This window comes from Sinorhizobium medicae (assembly GCF_007827695.1).
Taxonomy (GTDB): Bacteria; Pseudomonadota; Alphaproteobacteria; order Rhizobiales; family Rhizobiaceae; genus Sinorhizobium; species Sinorhizobium medicae.
The window spans coordinates 14703-31778 of record NZ_VITA01000032.1; the positions used below are offsets into that span (position 1 = coordinate 14703).

Sequence of the window (17076 nt, forward strand, 5' to 3'; positions counted from 1 at the left end):
TCGAGAGAGAACCATGCTGAATTTTGACGAACAGAGATTCCTTCGCATCCAGTCGGGAGCCGTTGCCCTGCGCAAACGCCTGGACGACGTCATCATCTCCTGCCTTGAAAAAGGCGCGGAGAACATCTTCTTCCTCGGGACGGGCGGCGCCGCCATCCTCATGCAGCCTGCCGCCCAATTGCTGCAACGCAGGTCGCGCTTCCCGGCCTTCATCGACATGCCTGCCGAACTCTTCCTTACCGGTTCGGCGAACCTGACGGAAAAGTCGATCGTCGTCATTCCCTCCCTCTCCGGCACGACCAAGGAAAGTGTGGCTCTGCTGGCAAAGGCCAAGGAGGCCGGCGCGACAGTCCTGACGCTCGTCGGACACGCGGAAACGCCGCTCGGCAAAGGGGCCGATCATGCCTTCGTCAACTTCGCCGAAGACGACACGTCCTGCGAGTCCTTCTATCTGCAATCCCTGTTCATCGCCCTTTCGATCATGCGGCACCGCGGCGAGATCGAAAACTACGAGCAGATCGCAGCTGAACTGGAAACCCTCCCGCAGCTCCTCCTGGAGGTAAAGCGCGCCTATGAGGATAAGGCTGAAGCCTTCGCCCGTGTTCTGGCCGGTTCGGACTACCACATCATCACGGGCGCCGGTAACGTCTGGCCGGAGGCCTTCTACTATGGCATGTGCATCCTCGAAGAGATGCAGTGGATCCGCACGCGCCCTGTGCATGCCTCGGACTTTTTCCATGGAACGCTGGAACTCGTGGAAAAGGGCGTCAGCGTCATCCTCTTCAAGGGCGAAGACGCGCTGCGGCCGCTCGGCGATCGTGTGCAGAATTTCGCCCCCAACTACACGGACAGACTGACGGTACTCGACACTGCGGACTTCGCGCTCCCGGGCGTTTCCGACGAGGTGCGCGGCCTCGTGTCGCCGATCGTGCTCGCAAGCGTGCTCGAACGCATCAGCGCGCATCTGGAAGTCATGCGCGATCACCCGCTGACGACGCGGCGCTACTACAAGCGCGTGGCCTATTGAACAGAGACCTCCAAAGCGGAATGCTCCGAGACGACCGCGAATGTCTCCACATTCGCGGTCGCCCGTGCAAGACAAGAGAACGCCATGACCAAATTTCGCTTTGCCGCCGTCGGCGACAATTGCATAGACCGGTATCGTGCGCCGCTTAGCCAATCCTATGTCGGCGGGAACGCGATCAATGTCGCCGTTCAGTTGGCAAGGCTCGGGCACGGCTCCTTCTATTTCGGAGCCATCGGCCGCGATACCGGCGGTGTCCAGGTGCGGCGGCTGTTGCTGGAGAACGGCGTCCGGGTTGATCACCTGCGCGAATGCGACACCAACACGGCCTACACGGACATCGACGTGACACCTGCCGGCGACCGGATCTTCGTCCATGAGGATTTCGGCGCCTGTGCGGGCTATCGGCCGGACGAGGCGGAAGTCGAGCTGCTGAAGACCATGGATCATGTGCATATCGGCTGGCTGGACGACGGCGGCGCTTTGCGTCGCGCGCTTTCTGCCGCCGGCGTCAGCGTCTCTCAGGATGTTTCGGTGAACGCGTCTGCGGCCGATCTCGGGGTTGACGGTCTTTCGATCGCCTTCGGCTCCGCTGGTGAAGACGAGACCGCTGCGGAACGACTGGTCAGCGATCTCCTCGCGCGCGGCGCGCAGCTCGCAGTCGTTACGCGCGGCGCACTCGGGTCGGCTGCCAGCGACGGAGCCGAGGTCGCATCCGCCGGCATCCGCCCGGTCGAAGTCGTGGACACGACCGGCGCCGGCGACAGCTTCATTGCCGGCTTTATCGCCGCCCGCCTCGAAGGATATCGGCTTGCCGAGTGCCTGGAGGCCGGCAGGGACCTGGCAGCGAACACCTGCAAGCATGTCGGGGGTTTTCCGCAGGACCCGCAATCGTTCTGACTTTTTGCGGCCGGCCGCTCCGCCGCTAAAGAGCATTTACGATTAATCCAGCCGAGAGCGGCGCTGACAGATCGACTTCCGCATCGCTTCGGCGATCGGCTGCTGCATGCCGATGCAGAAACGGCGGATCAGTGGGCGGGCATCGTCGCTCCGATGGCAGACTCATTGGGGCGATGGATGCCTTCATCGGCGCATCACCGCGCAACACCAATTCACCGTCGTTAGCCGCCACTCCAGGAGATTCTGAAACGATCGGCCTGCGCTTGTTCAACCATGGCCGCAGGAAGGCGATGTGTGACCCCCTATCGCCCTCGGTGCCTGCAACTTCTCCGACAGTGCGCAAATCCTGCCACGGACATCAGTGCAGCAGCTGGCTGAGGAACAGGCTCGCCCTGTCCGTCTTCGGATGGGCGAAGAATTCGTCGGGTTCGCCCTCTTCGACGATGCGACCCTGATCCATGAAAATCACCCGATCGGCGACCTGTCGCGCAAAGCCCATTTCGTGGGTGACGCATACCATCGTCATGCCCTCGTTTGCGAGCGACACCATGGTATCGAGCACCTCCTTGACCATTTCGGGATCCAGCGCGGAGGTCGGCTCGTCGAAGAGCATGACCTTCGGGTTCATGCACAGCGCTCGCGCGATCGCGACGCGCTGCTGCTGCCCGCCCGAGAGCTGGCCCGGATATTTGTTGGCCTGTTCGGGGATGCGCACGCGGTTGAGGTAGTCCATGGCGATCTCCGTCGCCTGGGCGCGCGGAATACGCTTGACCCACATCGGCGCCAGAATGCAGTTTTCGAGGATCGTCAGGTGCGGGAAGAGGTTGAACTGCTGGAAAACCATGCCCACTTCTCGCCGGATCGCATCCACCTTGCGCTCGTCCTCGCCGACCTCGACGCCGCCGACGACGATCCGGCCCTGCTGGTGGGCCTCCAGCCGGTTGACGCAGCGGATGAGCGTCGACTTGCCGGAACCAGAGGGTCCACAGATGACGACCTTCTCCCGCGGAGCGATGGACAGGTTGATGTCGTCAAGGGCATGATACTGGCCGTACCACTTGTGTACGCCGCTCAACGTGATCTCCAGCGAAGCGGTGTCGATTGATGTGGGCATTGTTGTCTCCAAGGGTTATTTCAGGACGAGCCAGCCGGAAAGCACAATGACGAGCGCGCCTGCGACCGTATGCAGTTCGACGGGGGCGGCAAAGAACAGGGCGCCGAAAAGGCAGCCCCAGATGATCTGGCTGTATTGAAAGGGCGCGACCACCGAGGCGTCGCCCGTACGGAAGGCGCGGACCAGCAGCAGATGACCGCCGAGCATGAAGAGGCCGGCCAGAAAGGCGATCAGCAGGTCGCCCGAGCCGACGCGAGCCAGTCCGCCGCCGGCCGAAGCGACCGCCAGCGCTACCGCGGCGAGCACGACGAGCAGCGTCGAGACCAGGGCAAGATCGCTCTCGGTCGCCTTCGCTCGTCGCAGCAGAACGAGCGACAGCGCGAAGACGAGGGCCGACCCCGCTGCTGCTGCGTGACCCAGATTGAGCGGCTCGATCCCCGGTCGAAGTGCGATAGCAACCCCTAGGAATCCGAGGACCACACCAGACCAGGCAAGCGCAGACAAGCGCTCCGCAAGAAGCGCGAATGCCAGAACCGCCACGAGCACCGGTGTGAGAAAGGCGAGCAGATATGCTTCCGACAGCGGCAGCACCGAAAAGGCGTAGTGGATCAGGAGCGTATCGACGGCGAGCAGAAACGCCCTCAGAAGCGCCAACCCCGGATGACGCGGTCTGAGCGACGCGGCGGTGCCAGTGACCCCCGCATAGACGGCGAGCAATGCGAGCGACGCAAGCGTCACCATGAAGGTTACCTGCGGCACCTCGAAGCGCTCCGCGAGAAGCTTCACCAGCACGTCCGTACCGGAAAAAACCGCGAAGGCCAGGAAACCCAGCCCGGCAGCGCGAAGGTTGCCGGGCATGTTGGCCGGAACCGGCGCGCCGGTTGCATCAACGGACATTGAAACGCCCGAACCGTGCTTCGATACGGGACTGAATGAATTCGAGCCCGATCGAAAGGATCCAGTAGATCATGGAGGCGGTGATCAGCATTTCGATGTGGCGGAACTCGGTCTGTCCCTGTGTGCGGGCGAGATACATCAGTTCCCAGACGCCCACGACGGAGATCAGCGAGGAGTCCTTCAGCATCGCGATGAACTGGTTTCCGGTCGGCGGGATGATCACGCGCATCGCCTGCGGCAGGATCACCAGACCCATCGTCTGGCTCGGGCTCAACCCGAGTGCGGTTGCACCTTCCGACTGGCCCCGCGGGATACTCTCGATGCCCGCCCGGAAGATTTCGGTCATATAGGCGCCGTAGCAGAGCGAAAGTGCAAGGATGCCGGCCGGCACGGCGCTGATGACGTAACCGACCTGCGGCAGACCGAGATAGATGATGTAGATCTGCATCAGGAGCGGCAGGCCGCGGAACAGCGACGTATAGAAGGTCGCCAGACCGTAGATCACCCCATTTCTCGACAGTTTTGCGATGGCGCCGAGGAGCGCGATGACCGTCGCGACCGCAATCGAGATCACCGAAATGTAGAGCGTCGTGACGACACCCTGTGAAATCAGGAAGCTGATCTTTTTGGCTATGAACGCAAAGGAAAGATTGAAGGAGTAGAAGAAGATCATCAGCAGCACGAAAAGTTCCAGCCAGACGCCGGTAATCTGCCAATGGCGGGGAAGCTGCCGGAGCGCCTTCCAGTTCAGGGCCGCGATGACGGCGATCATGACTGCGCTGACCAGCCGTCCGAGCGCCGGATTGGCGGCCAGCCATTCCGAGCTCGTCGGCAGCACCATGCCGATCCAGGCGGGGCTTACGCCCAGGCTGTAGACCATCAGGGTTATCAGCGCGAGCAGGAGAAATGTCCCGGTACGCCGCGCTGCATCCGGATATGTAAGAATCATACGACCGATCATTTGGTTCTCCCCGGCATTCAGGCCGCGCGCTCGCGCCACCAGTCTTGAGCTTGCAGTTTCCAATAGGTGAGCTGGGCTACCGCCAGTCCGGCATATCCGCCCGCCCAGACGAGCCCGAACGGCTTGAACAGCTTGTACCGGTCGGACTGGCGAAGAATGCCTTCGGCAACCAGCTTTCCGCCGACCGCAGTGGTGTTCAGCCCGTGGCCGCCGAAGGCGGTGCAATGCCACACGCCCGCCTGCATCTCGCCGATCTGTGGCATGAGATGGCGCGCGTATGACATCAGTCCCGACCAGGCGAGTTCGGTTTTCAGGTCCTTGAGCTGAGGATAGGTCCCCACCATTTCGCGACGCAGCTCTCCGGCCAGGGTTGCAGGCGAAGCCGCGCGTGTGGTGATGCGCCCGCCCCAAAGCAGACGCTTTCCGCCTTCGACCAGGCGGTAGTAATCCCCGGCACGACGGTTGTCGCCGATCGCATCCGTCGTGAGGATGGCGGTGCGGATAAGTTCCGGCGCTTCCTCGCTCAGCATGACATAGGTTGCAATCGGCAGGAACGAACGCTTCAGCCTTCCGTCAAGGGAACCGGTATAGCCGCCGGTGGTGAAGACGACATTGCGCGCTCGAGCACATCCACCCGAGGTCGACACGGTCTTTTCGGGGCTGTCCAACGCACTCCCCGTCACCGCCGAGCCTTCATAGATCCGGCCACCGAGACGTTCGATCTCCTGTGCGAGCCCGCGAAGATAATTCAGCGGATGCATGTGGAAGGCCTTGGGGTCGCGCAAGGCGTGGAAATAACGCTTTGACTTCAGCACCGAGCGAACCTCGTCGGTGGAGAGATAGTCGAGTTCGTAACCGTAGACGCGTCTCATCTCGTCAGCATGGGCTTTCAGCCCCTCACCATCGTCGTAACGCAATACGCTGGTGATTCCCGTCTGCGGCCTTGCGCCCTCGATCTTCAGCGCCTCGATCGTCTCGCGAACGAATTCGACGCCCTCGATCGAAAGCCGGTGTATCTGTCGCGCCGCTTCTGTCCCGGCCATGCGGGCGATATTGTCGCTGCCGGTGGCAAAGCCCGGACTGACGAAGCCGCCATTGCGCCCGGAGGCTCCGAAGCCCACGCTTTCGGCCTCGAGGACGACGACGGTCTGCCCGGCGCGCGTCAGTTGCAAGGCCGTCGTCAGGCCGGCAAGGCCGCCACCGATGATCACGGTATCGCATTCGACCGCCCCGGAAAGGGCTGGCCTGACCTTCGTGTCGGCAATCGTCTGTTTGTAATACGTGTTGGGATAAGACATGCGTTATCGCCCGTCAACCGCGGTGGTAAGGCGGCGGGCGGCAGGCCGCCCGCGCATTGATCGGGATCAGTCGGCGCTGTAATCCTTGCCGTACCACTTGGTGGTCAGCGCCGCGAGCGTTCCGTCGGTCTTCATCTCTTCGATGACGGCACCGACTTTCTTCGTCCAGTCCGGATCGACCTTTTCAGCGATCACCACCAACGGCTCCCTGAACGCATACTCGCCCTCGAGGACACGCAGCGGATAGCCGTTCTTGATTGCGTTGAGCGCTGTCTGCTCCGGTGCGATAACCGCGTCAAGGCGCGTGCCGTCGCCAATGCGCAGATCGTCGAAGGGTAGCATCGAATCGGCGTAGGTGCGGACCTCGCCAGGCTCGATCTTGTATTCGATCGGCGGCAGGCCGGGTGCGTCGATCTCCAGACGGCGGCGAATGAAGTCTTCCGACGTGGTCGCCGTTTCGACGCCGATCTTCTTGCCGTTCAGGTCGCCGACCGATTTCGCCTGGCTATCCTTGTGCAATACGTAGACATAGGGGCTGAAGTAATAGATGCCTACGAAATCGATGACCTGAGCACGCGCCTTGGTCGGGGTGACGGAACCGACGCCCAGATCGTAGCGCCCCTGCCAACGGCCGCCGGTCAATGTGGCCCAGTCCGGCGTCTCAAAGCTCACTTCGACGCCGAGGCGCTTGGCGATCTCCTTGGAAACGTCGATGTCGAAGCCGACCAGTTCGTTGCTGTCGTCGAGAAAACTCTGGGGCGGCCAGCCGCTGTTGGTGGCAACCACCATGGCCTTTTTGCCCATCACCCGGTCGAGTGTCTCACCTGCCTGTGCGGCGGTGACAAACGCCAGTGCGGCAACGCCGATGGCGAGCTTTGCAAATAATCCCTTCACGCAATCCTCCTCTTCGATCGGTCAGTCTGCAGCGTTGCGCCTTATCAAGACACGCAAAGATCGCTGTAGCACTTCGCGTTGCTGCACGTTCGCGGAACATGCAGCGGGTTCCCTGTTATAAGATGTCTGACAACTGTATTAGTAAATGCTACCTACGCGGTGTCAAGGCCGCATGGCGCTCGGGTCTATGAAACGAAATGATGAGCCGATGCGAATCCGTGATGGACTCGACTGAAGGGTGAGGATTGAAACGGCTTTGCAGCGGCGTAGTGCAAAATGGAGCGATGCAGAAAGCGGAGCCCCGGCTTCGCCGGCGCACCGCTCGCACGGGATAAACTCAGATCAAGGTTACTCGGCAGCCGCTATGGTGCGGCCGCCATTGAGCAGCATCAGACCTTGCGCGCGCTTAAGGCATTCGGCCTGCTCGTTGCGATAGCGCGGCCCGATCTCCATGATCAGCACTGTATCGGGAAGAAAGGTCAGCTCGCTGAAAAGATCCTCCCACTCGATATCGCCCCAGCCGAGCGGCATGTGCAGATCGCCGATACCGAGGGCTGTCGCCTCCTGCGGGTAGAATGCCTGGTAGAAAGCCTGCGGCCGCCCGAAGGAATCGTGGACGTGGAGGTGACCGGCCACCGGCGCCATGGCACGGATCTGCTCGCGGAAATTCAAGCCGCGATAGGTGGATTCGATATAGGCATGGCTGAAATCAATGAGCGCCACCAGATTGGGGTGATCGACGGCCTTAACCGTCTCGGCAACCTCGGCCGGGGTCTGGCGGTACTGGCCGGGCTCTGTCGAGAAGATATTCTCCAAAGCGATGCGTACGCCATAGGGGCGCGCAAATTCTGCAAGCTCGAACAATGCCTCCCGCTCGCGCCGGTTGGCCTCCGCGCGCTCGAAAAGCTGGCCGCCCCGCAGATGGCCACCGTGCTGAACGATGACGCCTGCGCCGATGCGATCGCAGATTTGGACCAGCGCCTTGGCGGCCTCGAGCTGATAGCCCGCTATTGCCGGATCCATGAAATTCGAGGAAACAAGGCCGTGAACCGTGTAGCGGAAGGCAAACTCGCGGGTAAGTGCCTCAAGCCGCTCGGCCCTTTCCTTGATCACACGCCCGCCTGCGATGAGGTCGACGCTGGTCAGCCCGAGTTCGACCGTATCGACACCGAGATCGCTCAGCCGGCGGAGATCGCCTTGGAGGCTCTCCAGTTCACCGTCGACGGAACCCGAGCTGAAGCCGGCTGCGATGATGTTGTTCATTGCTTGTCTCCCCTTGGAATGACTGGCGTGGATCACGATGACTGAGAGCGGATGCGGTCGGAAGCCGCTTACGAAATTTCCTCGGCACGCGCAGGTGCATGCACGATTTGACGCAGATCGAGCGCCAGATCGGGCCTGTCGGACGTCAAATACCCGATCCCCTTTTCGAACCAGCGGCATATGTCCTCCTTCTCGTTGAGGGTCCAGACGCAAAGCTGCTCCAAAGGCACGGTCCTGCGGATCAGATCCCACTCGGCCGCCATCAGCTCGTGATGGATCGCGACGATCTCCACAAGAGCGCCGGCGCCGGCGAGGAAGCGAGCGAGACCGCCCTGCCGCGCCGCCCAGCCGGCATTGACGGAAACGAGACGGGCGACATGCGGCGCATGGAGCCGGCAATCTTCAAGGACCGATATATCGAAAGACGTGAGATGGGAGCGATGGTCTACGCCGAACCGCCGCAACTCCTCCGCTACGCGTCCGGCGACACCAGGATATGGCGAGCCCCTTTCGTCGGACTTGATCTCGACATGCAAGCTTGGTCCTTCCCTGGTCGCAAGGATATCCAGAACCTCGCTCAGTGTCGGAACACTCTCGTCCGTATCCCGCAACCGCGTTGCGATCCGCCCCTGCGGCGTCAGCCGACGGACCGGGCCGGTGGCATGCACCGTCCTTTCGAGCGTGGAATCATGGATGACGAGCAACTCGCCTGAATCGCTCAGGTGCACGTCGAACTCGATGGCGTCGACACCGAGCCGAAGCGCGTTTCGGAAGCCCGTAAGCGAGTTCTCAGGCCAGAGATTGCGGGCGCCGCGGTGGCCGATGATCTTAGTCATGGCCTCTCAACGCACGGTTGGATCGAGCTTGTCGCGGAGCCAGTCGCCTACAAGCGAGATGGAAAGGGTGGTGAGCATGATCACGGCAGCCGGAGCGAGCATGATCCAGGGAGCCCGGGTCAGATATTCACGCCCGAACCCGACCATATTGCCAAGGCTCGTTTCCGGGGGTTGCACGCCGAGCCCGAGGAAGGACAGCCCGCTCTCCATCAGGATGATCTCCGGAAACGTCAGCGTCATCGATACGATCAGAGTCGATGCTACATTGGGCAGGATATGGCGCAGATAGACCCGGGCCGGGGTAGCGCCGAGTTGCACCACCGCCGCGGCATAGCCCTGTGCGCCGGCCGAGATCGCCAGGCCGCGGGCGATGCGCGCATAGCGTTCCCAGCCATAGAAGCCCATGAGGCAGACGAGCAGGACCATGGAGGAGCCGAAAAAGGCCAGCACCGCGAGCGACATGATGAGAAACGGAAGAGCTGCCTGAAAATCCGCAAGCGCGAGCACCAGATGCTCGACAATACCGCGAAAGCGCGCAGCCGCGAAACCGAGCGCTGTGCCGAAGACTGCCGAAAGCACCGTCGCGCCGAACGCTATGATCAGCGAAACGCGGACAGACTGGATCAAGCGCGACAACACGTCCCGGCCAAGCTCGTCGGTGCCGAGCAAGTGCCTGAGCGCTCCCGGCGCCGATAGCCGGCTCGTCAGGTCCATGGCCGTGATGTCATAGGGCCGCAGGTAGTCGGCGAAAAGCGCGATGGCGACCATGGCTGCCAGCCAGAAGATGCCGAACGCGACCGAGAGCGGTGCCTTGCGGCGGAAGGAGGAGATCGAGCCTCGAAGCCATCCTGCTAGCTGCGATCTCTCTGCCATGTCGACGGATGCCATAGCGCATCTCCTTGGATCCGGAGCAATTCCAGGAAAGTCCGCAGCGGCTTTCCGTCCGGAATTGCAAAAAAACAAACGGGTTGGAGAAATTCCGCGATTCGGGGAAAAGCGGAATTGCTCTAATGCGCGGCATGCGAACGCAGCCGCGGGTCCAGCCAGCCATAAAGCAGGTCGACGACGAGATTCGACATCACCATTGCCGCAGCGATGATCAGCAGGATGCACTGCACGACGGCGAGGTCGCGGTTGCTGACCGAAACGATCAGCAGCCGCCCGATGCCGGGCCAGGAGAAAATCGACTCCACCACCACAGCGCCGGCAATCAGCGAGCCGACCATGAAGCCGACAATGGTCACGATCGGAACCGCGGCATTGGGGAGTGCATGGCTCCAGATGACGTCGCGCCATTTCAGCCCCTTCGCCGAGGCCGTGCGGATATAGGGCTGCCCCAGCACCTCGATCATGGCGCTACGCGAGAAACGGGCGAGAATGCCGATCCCGCCAATACTCATCGTGATCGTCGGCAGAACGCCATGCACCCACGTATCCTGGCCTCCGGAGGGCAACACTCCGAGTATCACCGAAAAGATCAGTACGAGCACGAGACCCATAACGAAGGACGGGACGGTAAAGCCTATGATCGCCAGCGTGATCACGCCGCGATCGGCGAAACTCTGGCGATGGAGCGCCGCATAGACGCCGGCGGGGATGCCGATCATCAGCTTAAGGATCAGCGCCGGAAGCGTCAGTTGCAGCGTCGCCGGCACGCGCTCCAGGACCAGCTGGAGTGCGGACGCCTTGTCGCGCATGGACACACCGAAATCGCCGGTGAAGATCGACTTGAGATAGGCGAGATATTGTATCCAGAGAGGCTGGTCGAGGCCCCAGGCTCTGCGGAACGCATCGACGGCGTCTTGCGGCACGTCGGGACCAAGCATCACCTGTGCCGGGTCGCCCGACATGCGCAGCACGACGAAAGCGAAGGTCACGACGGCCAGGATCGTGATCACGGCTCTGAGCAGCCGAACGAGAACGAAGCGGATCATGCCATTCTCCTCATCGTCTCGATCGACGCGGTTTCCCCCGCAACGGCATGACAGGCCGCCGTACGACCATCGCCGATCCGGCGAAGCGCAGGCGAACTGGTACGGCAGATATCCTGGGCAACGGGACAGCGGGGATGGAACGCGCAGCCAGAGGGGCGATCGGCCGGGTTGGGCGGCTCACCCTGAAGGATCATTCGTCCCTCGAGCGGCTTGCCGGGGACCGGCACGCTCGAGACCAGTGCCTTCGTATAAGGATGTTGCGGAGACCGGAAGACCACATCTGACGAGGCCTCCTCGACGATCCGCCCCAGATACATCACCGCGACACGATCGGCGATGTTGCGCACGACCTTGAGGTCGTGGCTGATGAAGACCATGCCGATGCCGTTCCGCTCCTGAAGGTCGCGCAGCATGTTGACGACCTGTGCCTGGATCGAAACGTCGAGGGCGGATACGGGCTCGTCGCAGACGAGGAGCTTCGGCCGCGAAGCGAGCGCGCGGGCGATGACGGCCCGCTGCCGCTGGCCGCCGGAAAGCTCATGTGGGAAGCGCCCGGCTTGGTCGGAACGAAGCCCGACAGCCTCCATCAGCTCGGCCACCCGGTCAGCCTGATATTGTCTCGGAACAAGCCGGTGAATCTGCAGAGGCTCGCCGATCTGCGCCGCGATCGTCAGGCGCCGGTCGAGCGCCGCAAGCGGATCCTGGTAGACGAGCTGCATCTTCGCCCGCATGGCACGCCATTCCGCAGTGCCGTTTCTCGGCATCGGGCTGCCGGCGAAGCGCACCTCACCTGCCTGCGCGAGATCGAGTCCCAGAAGCATCCGCCCCAGGGTGGACTTTCCGGAGCCCGATTCCCCGACGATACCGAGTGTCTCCCCAGGCATGACTGCAAGCGAAATCCCGTCGACTGCGCGCACCGGGCTTGGACGCCCGAAGATCCCGCGCCGGACCTCATAGATGCGCACGAGTTCTTCCGCTTCGAGCAACGCAGTCACGCCATCAGCCCTTCGTGAATTCGTCTCTTCGCTTCGCCGGACGTCGTGACCGCCGGTACCGGGCGCATGCAGGCCAGGCGACGCCCGTCGCCTTGGAATTCCAGAGACGGGTACGTGCTGCCGCAGGCATCCACCGCATAGGGGCAGCGGGGGGAGAAGGAACAGCCGGCAGGCAGATGCTTCGGGTTGGGCACCGTCCCCGGAATCGGGATCAGCCGATCGCGCGGCCCGTCGATGCGCGGAATGGCATCGAACAGTCCGCGCGTATAGGGATGGCGCGGCTGGGAAAAGAGTTGCGCGACGCTTCCCTCTTCGACGATACGGCCCGCATACATCACACATACGCGCTCGCAAACCTGCGAAACCGCGCCGAGATCATGGCTGATGAATACGAGCGCCATGCCCGTCTCGGCTCTAAGCGCGTTCAGAAGGTCCAGTATCTGTGCCTGAATGGTCGCGTCCAGCGCCGTCGTCGGTTCGTCGGCGACAAGCAGGTCCGGTTCACCCGCGAGCGCCATCGCGATCATCAGGCGCTGACACTGTCCACCTGAAAATTCGTGCGGATAGAGATCGAAGCGCCGTGGGGCATCGGGGATTCCAACCATGTCCAGCAACCGGAGTGCCTCGGTGCGGGCCGCTTGGCCGCGAAGCCCGCGGTGGATCTGCAGTGCCTCGACGATCTGGCGTCCGATGCGCAATACGGGATTGAGCGAGCTTGACGGGTCCTGGAAAATCATTGCGATACGCCCGCCGCGAACCTCTTCCAGGTCGGAGCGTTCTGCCCCGCATAGTTGCCGCCCGTCGACCCGGATCGACCCAGTGACGGCGGCCTTGCCCGGAAGCAGCCCCAGCGCCGCGAGCCAGGTCACGGACTTGCCGCACCCGGATTCACCCACAAGGCCGAGGGCTTCTCCTCTGGCGACAGTGAGATCGATGCCATGCAGAACCTGGACGCCGTCGAAAGCGACCTTCAGGTCCCGAAGTTCAACGAGATCGGGATTGGTAGTGCCCATTGCTCATTCCCGGTGCTTCGGCCGCGGCATTGCCGGCCGGCCCTGAAAACTCCGGCAGCCCACCGGCTGCCGGAAACTGGGTTATTCGATCTCAGCTGGACCAGTTGGCGGCGCGGAAATCCATGGCGAAGGCGGGTGCCGCCTTCCACTTCAAAGAGGATTTCATTCCGGTGAAGACCGCATTCTGATGAAGCACCTGATAGACCGGGTCTTCGCGCTCGCAGATTTCGAGCATGCGGGCAAATGCCTTCTTGCGCTTTGCCTGATCGGTTTCCGTTTCGAGGATCTGGGACATCTGGTTGGCCTCGGCGTTCGACCAGTCCTTCTTCTGCTGGACCTCGCCATTGGGTCCGAACTGGGCAACGATCGAGGAGACGGGGTCGCTGAAGGCTGCACCGGCTGACCAGTCGCGCACGCCCTTGACGCCCGACGGGTCGTGGATCTGGCCCCAGTTCTCCTTCATTTCAATCTCGACGTTCAGCCCGACCTGCTTCCACATCTCGACCATGATCTGGCCGTTTGCGGTCTGGTTCGTATAGTAGTTGTTGAGAAGGCGGAACGGGATCGCATCCCCTTTGTAATTGGCCTGCTTCAAGAGGTCCTTGGCCAGTTGCGGATCGTATTCAGGGACCGCCCAGCCTTCGACGAACATATCCCCGTAGAACGGAAATTGCAGGCCAGCGGGGACGGTCGTCTGTCCGGCCCAGAGCGCATCGACGATCGCCTGGCGATCGACCGAATGGGTCATGGCGCGGCGGACGAGCGGATCCTGAAGGGTCGGGTTCTGGACATTGAAGACCGAGATGCGGTGGTTGTGGATCGTCGAGCCCTGAACCTCGTAGCCCGGTGCGGCCTGAACGGCAGCGATCTGGTCCGGCGGCAGGTCGCAGGCGAAATCATATTCGCCGGAGAGGAGCCCGTTCACGCGAGACGAGACCTCCGGAACCTCAACGAAACGGATTTGCTCGAGTGGCGGGCGGCCTCCCCAATAGTCGTCGAAGGCAACCAGCGTCAGGGACACGTCCGGCTTATGTTCGCCGACCCTGTAGGGCCCGGTGGTGATCGGCTTGCGTGCCCAATCCATGTAGGTCGGCGCCTCATCCCAGGCGCGACGATTTGCGATCTGGCTGCCGAATGCATAAAGGCGGCCCTCGATGGTGACGTCGGGCGTCGCGTTGTGGAAACGCACGGTATACTTGTCGACTGCCTCGACACCGGCCAGCGCCGGCCACAGGCGGCGACCGGTACCCGGCACGACCGCAGGCAGTTCCTTCGCAGTCGCCGGCTTGTGCTCATCCTCGAAGACCGTCTTGCCGCCGGCAGGCTGGGTGTCCCCGAACACGCGCTGCGCCGAGAAGCTGAAGACGACGTCGTCGGCCGTGAGTTCGTCGCCATTATGGAACTTTACGCCCTGGCGCAGCTTCAGCTCGAGCGTTTTGTCGTCAATGCGCTTCCATTCCGTCGCAAGGCCGGGAACCGGACCCTGATCGCCCATCCAGTTGCGCAGGATCAGGCCTTCCCAGAGGTTGGGGAAGAACACACGCTCGCCGACATTCGACTGCTCGTTCCAGACGTCGAGCGTGTTGTTGATGGTGATCTTCTGCACGGCGATGGTGACGGATGGGCGCGTGCCCTGACCCACGGCGAAGCGCGGCAGGATCATGCTGCCCGCAGTTGCGCCGATGAGCCCCAGCGCGCCGCGCCTGTTGATGAGAAGCATGAGAATCTCCTTTGAATGCTCCGAGCACCCGTGCGGGCGCTGTTCGGATCGTTGCTAGTTCCGCCAGACGTCGTCTTCCTGATGTTTGGGTGAAACTTTCGTGACACCGCTCGACAAGGAGGCTGCGAGCGGCCTAGCTGCATGCAATCCACAGGAAGAACGCCCGCCTGAAGCCGGCCCGCGCAAGATTGCAAAGCGAGTGTATGAATACGAAGCCGTCATCGAGAAAGGCACCCACCAGAATGTCGTGGGGAAGCGATTAGATTACATATGTTACACTGGTGTGACGGGTGTAACAGGCAGAAGAGGGGGATGAATGGGCCAGCAGGATCTGATGGCAAGGGCCGCATGGCTCTATCATGTGGAAGGACTGACGCAGGCCGAGATCGGCAAGCGCATGAATCTCACCCGCCGCCGGGTGAACGAGCTTCTCTCATCGGCGCTGGAGCAGGGCATCGTCCGAATCAGTTTCGGCTCACCCCTCATCGAGAACGCCGAACTGGAATCGCAGCTTCGGGATCGGTTCGGACTGGATGACGCAGTGGTGGTGCCCACCCCTGCCGATCCGTGCCTTCTACACTCCGTCATTGGACGCGGAGCCGCCGCCTATCTCGATCGCCTGATCCAGATGCGCAAGCCCGCATCGATCGGAGTCGGTTGGGGGGCGACGCTGCGGCAGACGATGCAGCACATGACGCCTGCCAGTGAACCCCAGATCGACGTGCGTTCAATGATGGGCGGCCTGACGCACGGATCGGAAATCAACACCTTCGAAATCGTCCGCGGGTTTGCGGAAGTCCTGAAGGCGCAATGCCACTATTTCGTGGCTCCGATCTATGCCGAAACGGCGCAGTCACGCGATGCGCTCATAGCGCAGTCGGTATTCCGCAAGACTTTCCGCCAGATCTGCGAGGTAGACATTTCCTATCTGAGCGCCGGTGACGTGTCGCAGCAATCGCTGCAGGTACGCTACGGCCTTCCCGAGGGTGTAGCTGTCAACGACCTCTCGGCCCTCGGTGCGGTCGGCGATCTACTCGGCCGATATGTCGACATCCAAGGCAGCCCCGTCGATCATCCGCTCAATCGTCAGGTGCTTTCTCCGGAGTTCGAAGACTATCGCCGCATTCCCTGCCGCATCGTCGCCTCAGGCGGTCCGCACAAGCACGACATCCTCCTGGCTCTGGCCCGGGCAAAACTGCCGACGATCATGATCACCGATGCCGAGAGCGCCCGCGCAATGCTGCGGTAAGGCTTGGAACAGCTGCGTCCGCCGTGTGGAGGCCAGGCATTGCCAGGGTTCCTTCGCCGTTTCCAGCCTCTACCTCTTCGTTCTCCTCAGGCTTGGAGCCTTCAATGCCGGGTTAATATCAGTCATGCCAAAGTCGTTACCGGCATAGAGCAACGGAGCGGAACGCTGTTTTTCCAGCGCGTAGGCGAAGCAATCCCCAAAGTTCAATCCGCCACGCGTGCCAAACCCCTGACCGTAATCTATCCTGGCCTTCATCGCTGCGCGGGCCGTACGATCATCGACGGGGGCTATGTCGATGCGGAAGACGGTAAGAAAAGCATCCAGGTCGGCAATCGCTTCGCAACGGTCCCCGCTCCTCACTCTACCTGCCATAACAGTGCCGGTTTCGACATCGTTCACTGCCGAGATGAGACGTGAACGACTCTTTTGAAGTGCTGCGATACAGGCAGATGCCTCCCCCTCCATCGAACATGATCGCAATGATAGCGGATGAATCCACGACGATCATTCAGGGAAGCCAAGCTCTTCGGGCGTGTCCCCGACTGCTTCATCCCATTCTCGCTTCGTGACCGGGCGGCGATCATAGCGGTCAGCGCATTCACGCACGAATGCCTTCATGCGCGCCACATAGTCGCTATTCGCCTCCTGCCGCCCGCAGCCGCTCCAGTCGCTCGCGCATGGCTTTGGTCATGGCGTCGGTCATGGTCTCGCCAGTCAGGCGGGACAACTCCCGCGCCAGCCTGTCGGCTTCCTCGGTCTTGAGGCTGAGCCCCATAACGGCACTCCTTCTAGAATTCTTTTCTAGATTTCGTATGGATAGGCTGAGTTCAAATGCAAGGTCCGCTTTCGGCCTGCCTATTAGTCTCATCGGCAGTGAGAGCAGCGCTTCGGACGCGCTCACTACCGAGATTGAGGATGGATCAGAAGCGCAAAAAGCCCCCGTATGGGGGCTTTTTTGCTTGGCGTTTGTTTTTGATT

General features: G+C 61.9%; 17 protein-coding genes. 3 read left to right on the forward strand and 14 right to left on the reverse strand.

The features are described 5' to 3' along the window. Positions 1-13: 13 nt before the first annotated feature. Positions 14-1027 (forward strand): SIS domain-containing protein, encoded by a 1014-nt coding sequence (locus tag FB009_RS30220; RefSeq protein WP_012067059.1) that lies wholly within the window; start codon positions 14-16, stop codon positions 1025-1027. Positions 1028-1111: 84 nt separating this feature from the next. Next, the gene (locus FB009_RS30225; protein ID WP_012067060.1) at positions 1112-1924 is read left to right on the forward strand and encodes a PfkB family carbohydrate kinase; all 813 of its coding nucleotides are present in this window, start codon (positions 1112-1114) and stop codon (positions 1922-1924) included. A 358-nt stretch (positions 1925-2282) separates the two neighbouring features. Here FB009_RS30225 and FB009_RS30230 read toward each other — a convergent pair whose 3' ends face one another. From FB009_RS30230 to FB009_RS30285, 12 genes are all read right to left on the reverse strand, one after another. Beyond that, a complete protein-coding gene (locus FB009_RS30230) occupies positions 2283-3038 on the reverse strand; it encodes an amino acid ABC transporter ATP-binding protein (protein ID WP_012067061.1) in 756 nt (251 codons plus the stop codon). 15 nt (positions 3039-3053) lie between these two features. Further along, positions 3054-3935, reverse strand: a complete 882-nt coding sequence (locus tag FB009_RS30235) for a DMT family transporter (protein WP_012067062.1) — start codon at positions 3933-3935, stop codon at positions 3054-3056. Next, positions 3925-4896, reverse strand: coding sequence for an amino acid ABC transporter permease (locus FB009_RS30240; RefSeq protein ID WP_012067063.1), 972 nt, complete (start codon positions 4894-4896; stop codon positions 3925-3927). The genes FB009_RS30235 and FB009_RS30240 overlap by 11 nt, the downstream gene beginning before the upstream one ends. Before the next feature lie 17 nt (positions 4897-4913). Beyond that, the gene (locus FB009_RS30245) at positions 4914-6194 is read right to left on the reverse strand and encodes an NAD(P)/FAD-dependent oxidoreductase (RefSeq protein WP_012067064.1); all 1281 of its coding nucleotides are present in this window, start codon (positions 6192-6194) and stop codon (positions 4914-4916) included. 66 nt (positions 6195-6260) lie between these two features. Then, positions 6261-7088 carry a transporter substrate-binding domain-containing protein gene (locus FB009_RS30250; RefSeq protein ID WP_012067065.1) on the reverse strand — a complete coding sequence of 276 codons (828 nt, stop codon included), beginning with the start codon at positions 7086-7088 and terminating at the stop codon, positions 6261-6263. 348 nt (positions 7089-7436) lie between these two features. Next, positions 7437-8351 carry a TIM barrel protein gene (locus tag FB009_RS30255; RefSeq protein WP_024312393.1) on the reverse strand — a complete coding sequence of 305 codons (915 nt, stop codon included), beginning with the start codon at positions 8349-8351 and terminating at the stop codon, positions 7437-7439. Between the two features lie 68 nt (positions 8352-8419). Beyond that, positions 8420-9187 carry a glycerophosphodiester phosphodiesterase family protein gene (locus FB009_RS30260; RefSeq protein WP_018209342.1) on the reverse strand — a complete coding sequence of 256 codons (768 nt, stop codon included), beginning with the start codon at positions 9185-9187 and terminating at the stop codon, positions 8420-8422. 6 nt (positions 9188-9193) lie between these two features. Further along, on the reverse strand, positions 9194-10075 hold the full coding sequence (locus FB009_RS30265) for an ABC transporter permease (RefSeq protein ID WP_012067068.1): 882 nt from the start codon (positions 10073-10075) through the stop codon (positions 9194-9196). A 119-nt stretch (positions 10076-10194) separates the two neighbouring features. Next, a complete protein-coding gene (locus tag FB009_RS30270; protein WP_012067069.1) occupies positions 10195-11121 on the reverse strand; it encodes an ABC transporter permease in 927 nt (308 codons plus the stop codon). Continuing rightward, complete coding sequence (locus FB009_RS30275) at positions 11118-12116, reverse strand: ABC transporter ATP-binding protein (RefSeq protein ID WP_012067070.1); 999 nt, start codon at positions 12114-12116, stop codon at positions 11118-11120. Before FB009_RS30275 ends, FB009_RS30270 begins: the two co-directional genes overlap by 4 nt. Then, complete coding sequence (locus FB009_RS30280; RefSeq protein ID WP_012067071.1) at positions 12113-13129, reverse strand: ABC transporter ATP-binding protein; 1017 nt, start codon at positions 13127-13129, stop codon at positions 12113-12115. The genes FB009_RS30275 and FB009_RS30280 overlap by 4 nt, the downstream gene beginning before the upstream one ends. A gap of 91 nt (positions 13130-13220) precedes the next feature. Further along, a complete protein-coding gene (locus FB009_RS30285; RefSeq protein ID WP_012067072.1) occupies positions 13221-14849 on the reverse strand; it encodes an ABC transporter substrate-binding protein in 1629 nt (542 codons plus the stop codon). Positions 14850-15165: 316 nt separating this feature from the next. Here FB009_RS30285 and FB009_RS30290 point away from each other — a divergent pair, with 316 nt between their 5' ends. Further along, positions 15166-16098, forward strand: a complete 933-nt coding sequence (locus FB009_RS30290; RefSeq protein WP_012067073.1) for a sugar-binding transcriptional regulator — start codon at positions 15166-15168, stop codon at positions 16096-16098. A 69-nt stretch (positions 16099-16167) separates the two neighbouring features. On the opposite strand, the gene FB009_RS30295 is transcribed toward FB009_RS30290, so the two are convergent. Next, on the reverse strand, positions 16168-16563 hold the full coding sequence (locus FB009_RS30295) for a type II toxin-antitoxin system VapC family toxin (protein WP_234705057.1): 396 nt from the start codon (positions 16561-16563) through the stop codon (positions 16168-16170). 169 nt (positions 16564-16732) lie between these two features. Then, positions 16733-17076: type II toxin-antitoxin system VapB family antitoxin (locus FB009_RS33475; RefSeq protein ID WP_234888311.1), on the reverse strand; the 344-nt coding region annotated here is incomplete at its 5' end.

What these genes read in the sequence shown, in the direction of transcription:
- FB009_RS30220 (WP_012067059.1), top strand. Translation starts at nt 14, where the DNA reads ATGCTGAATTTTGACGAACAGAGATTCCTTCGCATCCAGTCGGGAGCC.
- FB009_RS30225 (WP_012067060.1), top strand. Translation starts at nt 1,112, where the DNA reads ATGACCAAATTTCGCTTTGCCGCCGTCGGCGACAATTGCATAGACCGG.
- FB009_RS30230 (WP_012067061.1), bottom strand. Translation starts at nt 3,038, where the DNA reads ATGCCCACATCAATCGACACCGCTTCGCTGGAGATCACGTTGAGCGGC.
- FB009_RS30235 (WP_012067062.1), bottom strand. Translation starts at nt 3,935, where the DNA reads ATGTCCGTTGATGCAACCGGCGCGCCGGTTCCGGCCAACATGCCCGGC.
- FB009_RS30240 (WP_012067063.1), bottom strand. Translation starts at nt 4,896, where the DNA reads ATGATCGGTCGTATGATTCTTACATATCCGGATGCAGCGCGGCGTACC.
- FB009_RS30245 (WP_012067064.1), bottom strand. Translation starts at nt 6,194, where the DNA reads ATGTCTTATCCCAACACGTATTACAAACAGACGATTGCCGACACGAAG.
- FB009_RS30255 (WP_024312393.1), bottom strand. Translation starts at nt 8,351, where the DNA reads ATGAACAACATCATCGCAGCCGGCTTCAGCTCGGGTTCCGTCGACGGT.
- FB009_RS30260 (WP_018209342.1), bottom strand. Translation starts at nt 9,187, where the DNA reads ATGACTAAGATCATCGGCCACCGCGGCGCCCGCAATCTCTGGCCTGAG.
- FB009_RS30265 (WP_012067068.1), bottom strand. Translation starts at nt 10,075, where the DNA reads ATGGCATCCGTCGACATGGCAGAGAGATCGCAGCTAGCAGGATGGCTT.
- FB009_RS30270 (WP_012067069.1), bottom strand. Translation starts at nt 11,121, where the DNA reads ATGATCCGCTTCGTTCTCGTTCGGCTGCTCAGAGCCGTGATCACGATC.
- FB009_RS30280 (WP_012067071.1), bottom strand. Translation starts at nt 13,129, where the DNA reads ATGGGCACTACCAATCCCGATCTCGTTGAACTTCGGGACCTGAAGGTC.
- FB009_RS30285 (WP_012067072.1), bottom strand. Translation starts at nt 14,849, where the DNA reads ATGCTTCTCATCAACAGGCGCGGCGCGCTGGGGCTCATCGGCGCAACT.
- FB009_RS30290 (WP_012067073.1), top strand. Translation starts at nt 15,166, where the DNA reads ATGGGCCAGCAGGATCTGATGGCAAGGGCCGCATGGCTCTATCATGTG.
- FB009_RS30295 (WP_234705057.1), bottom strand. Translation starts at nt 16,563, where the DNA reads ATGGAGGGGGAGGCATCTGCCTGTATCGCAGCACTTCAAAAGAGTCGT.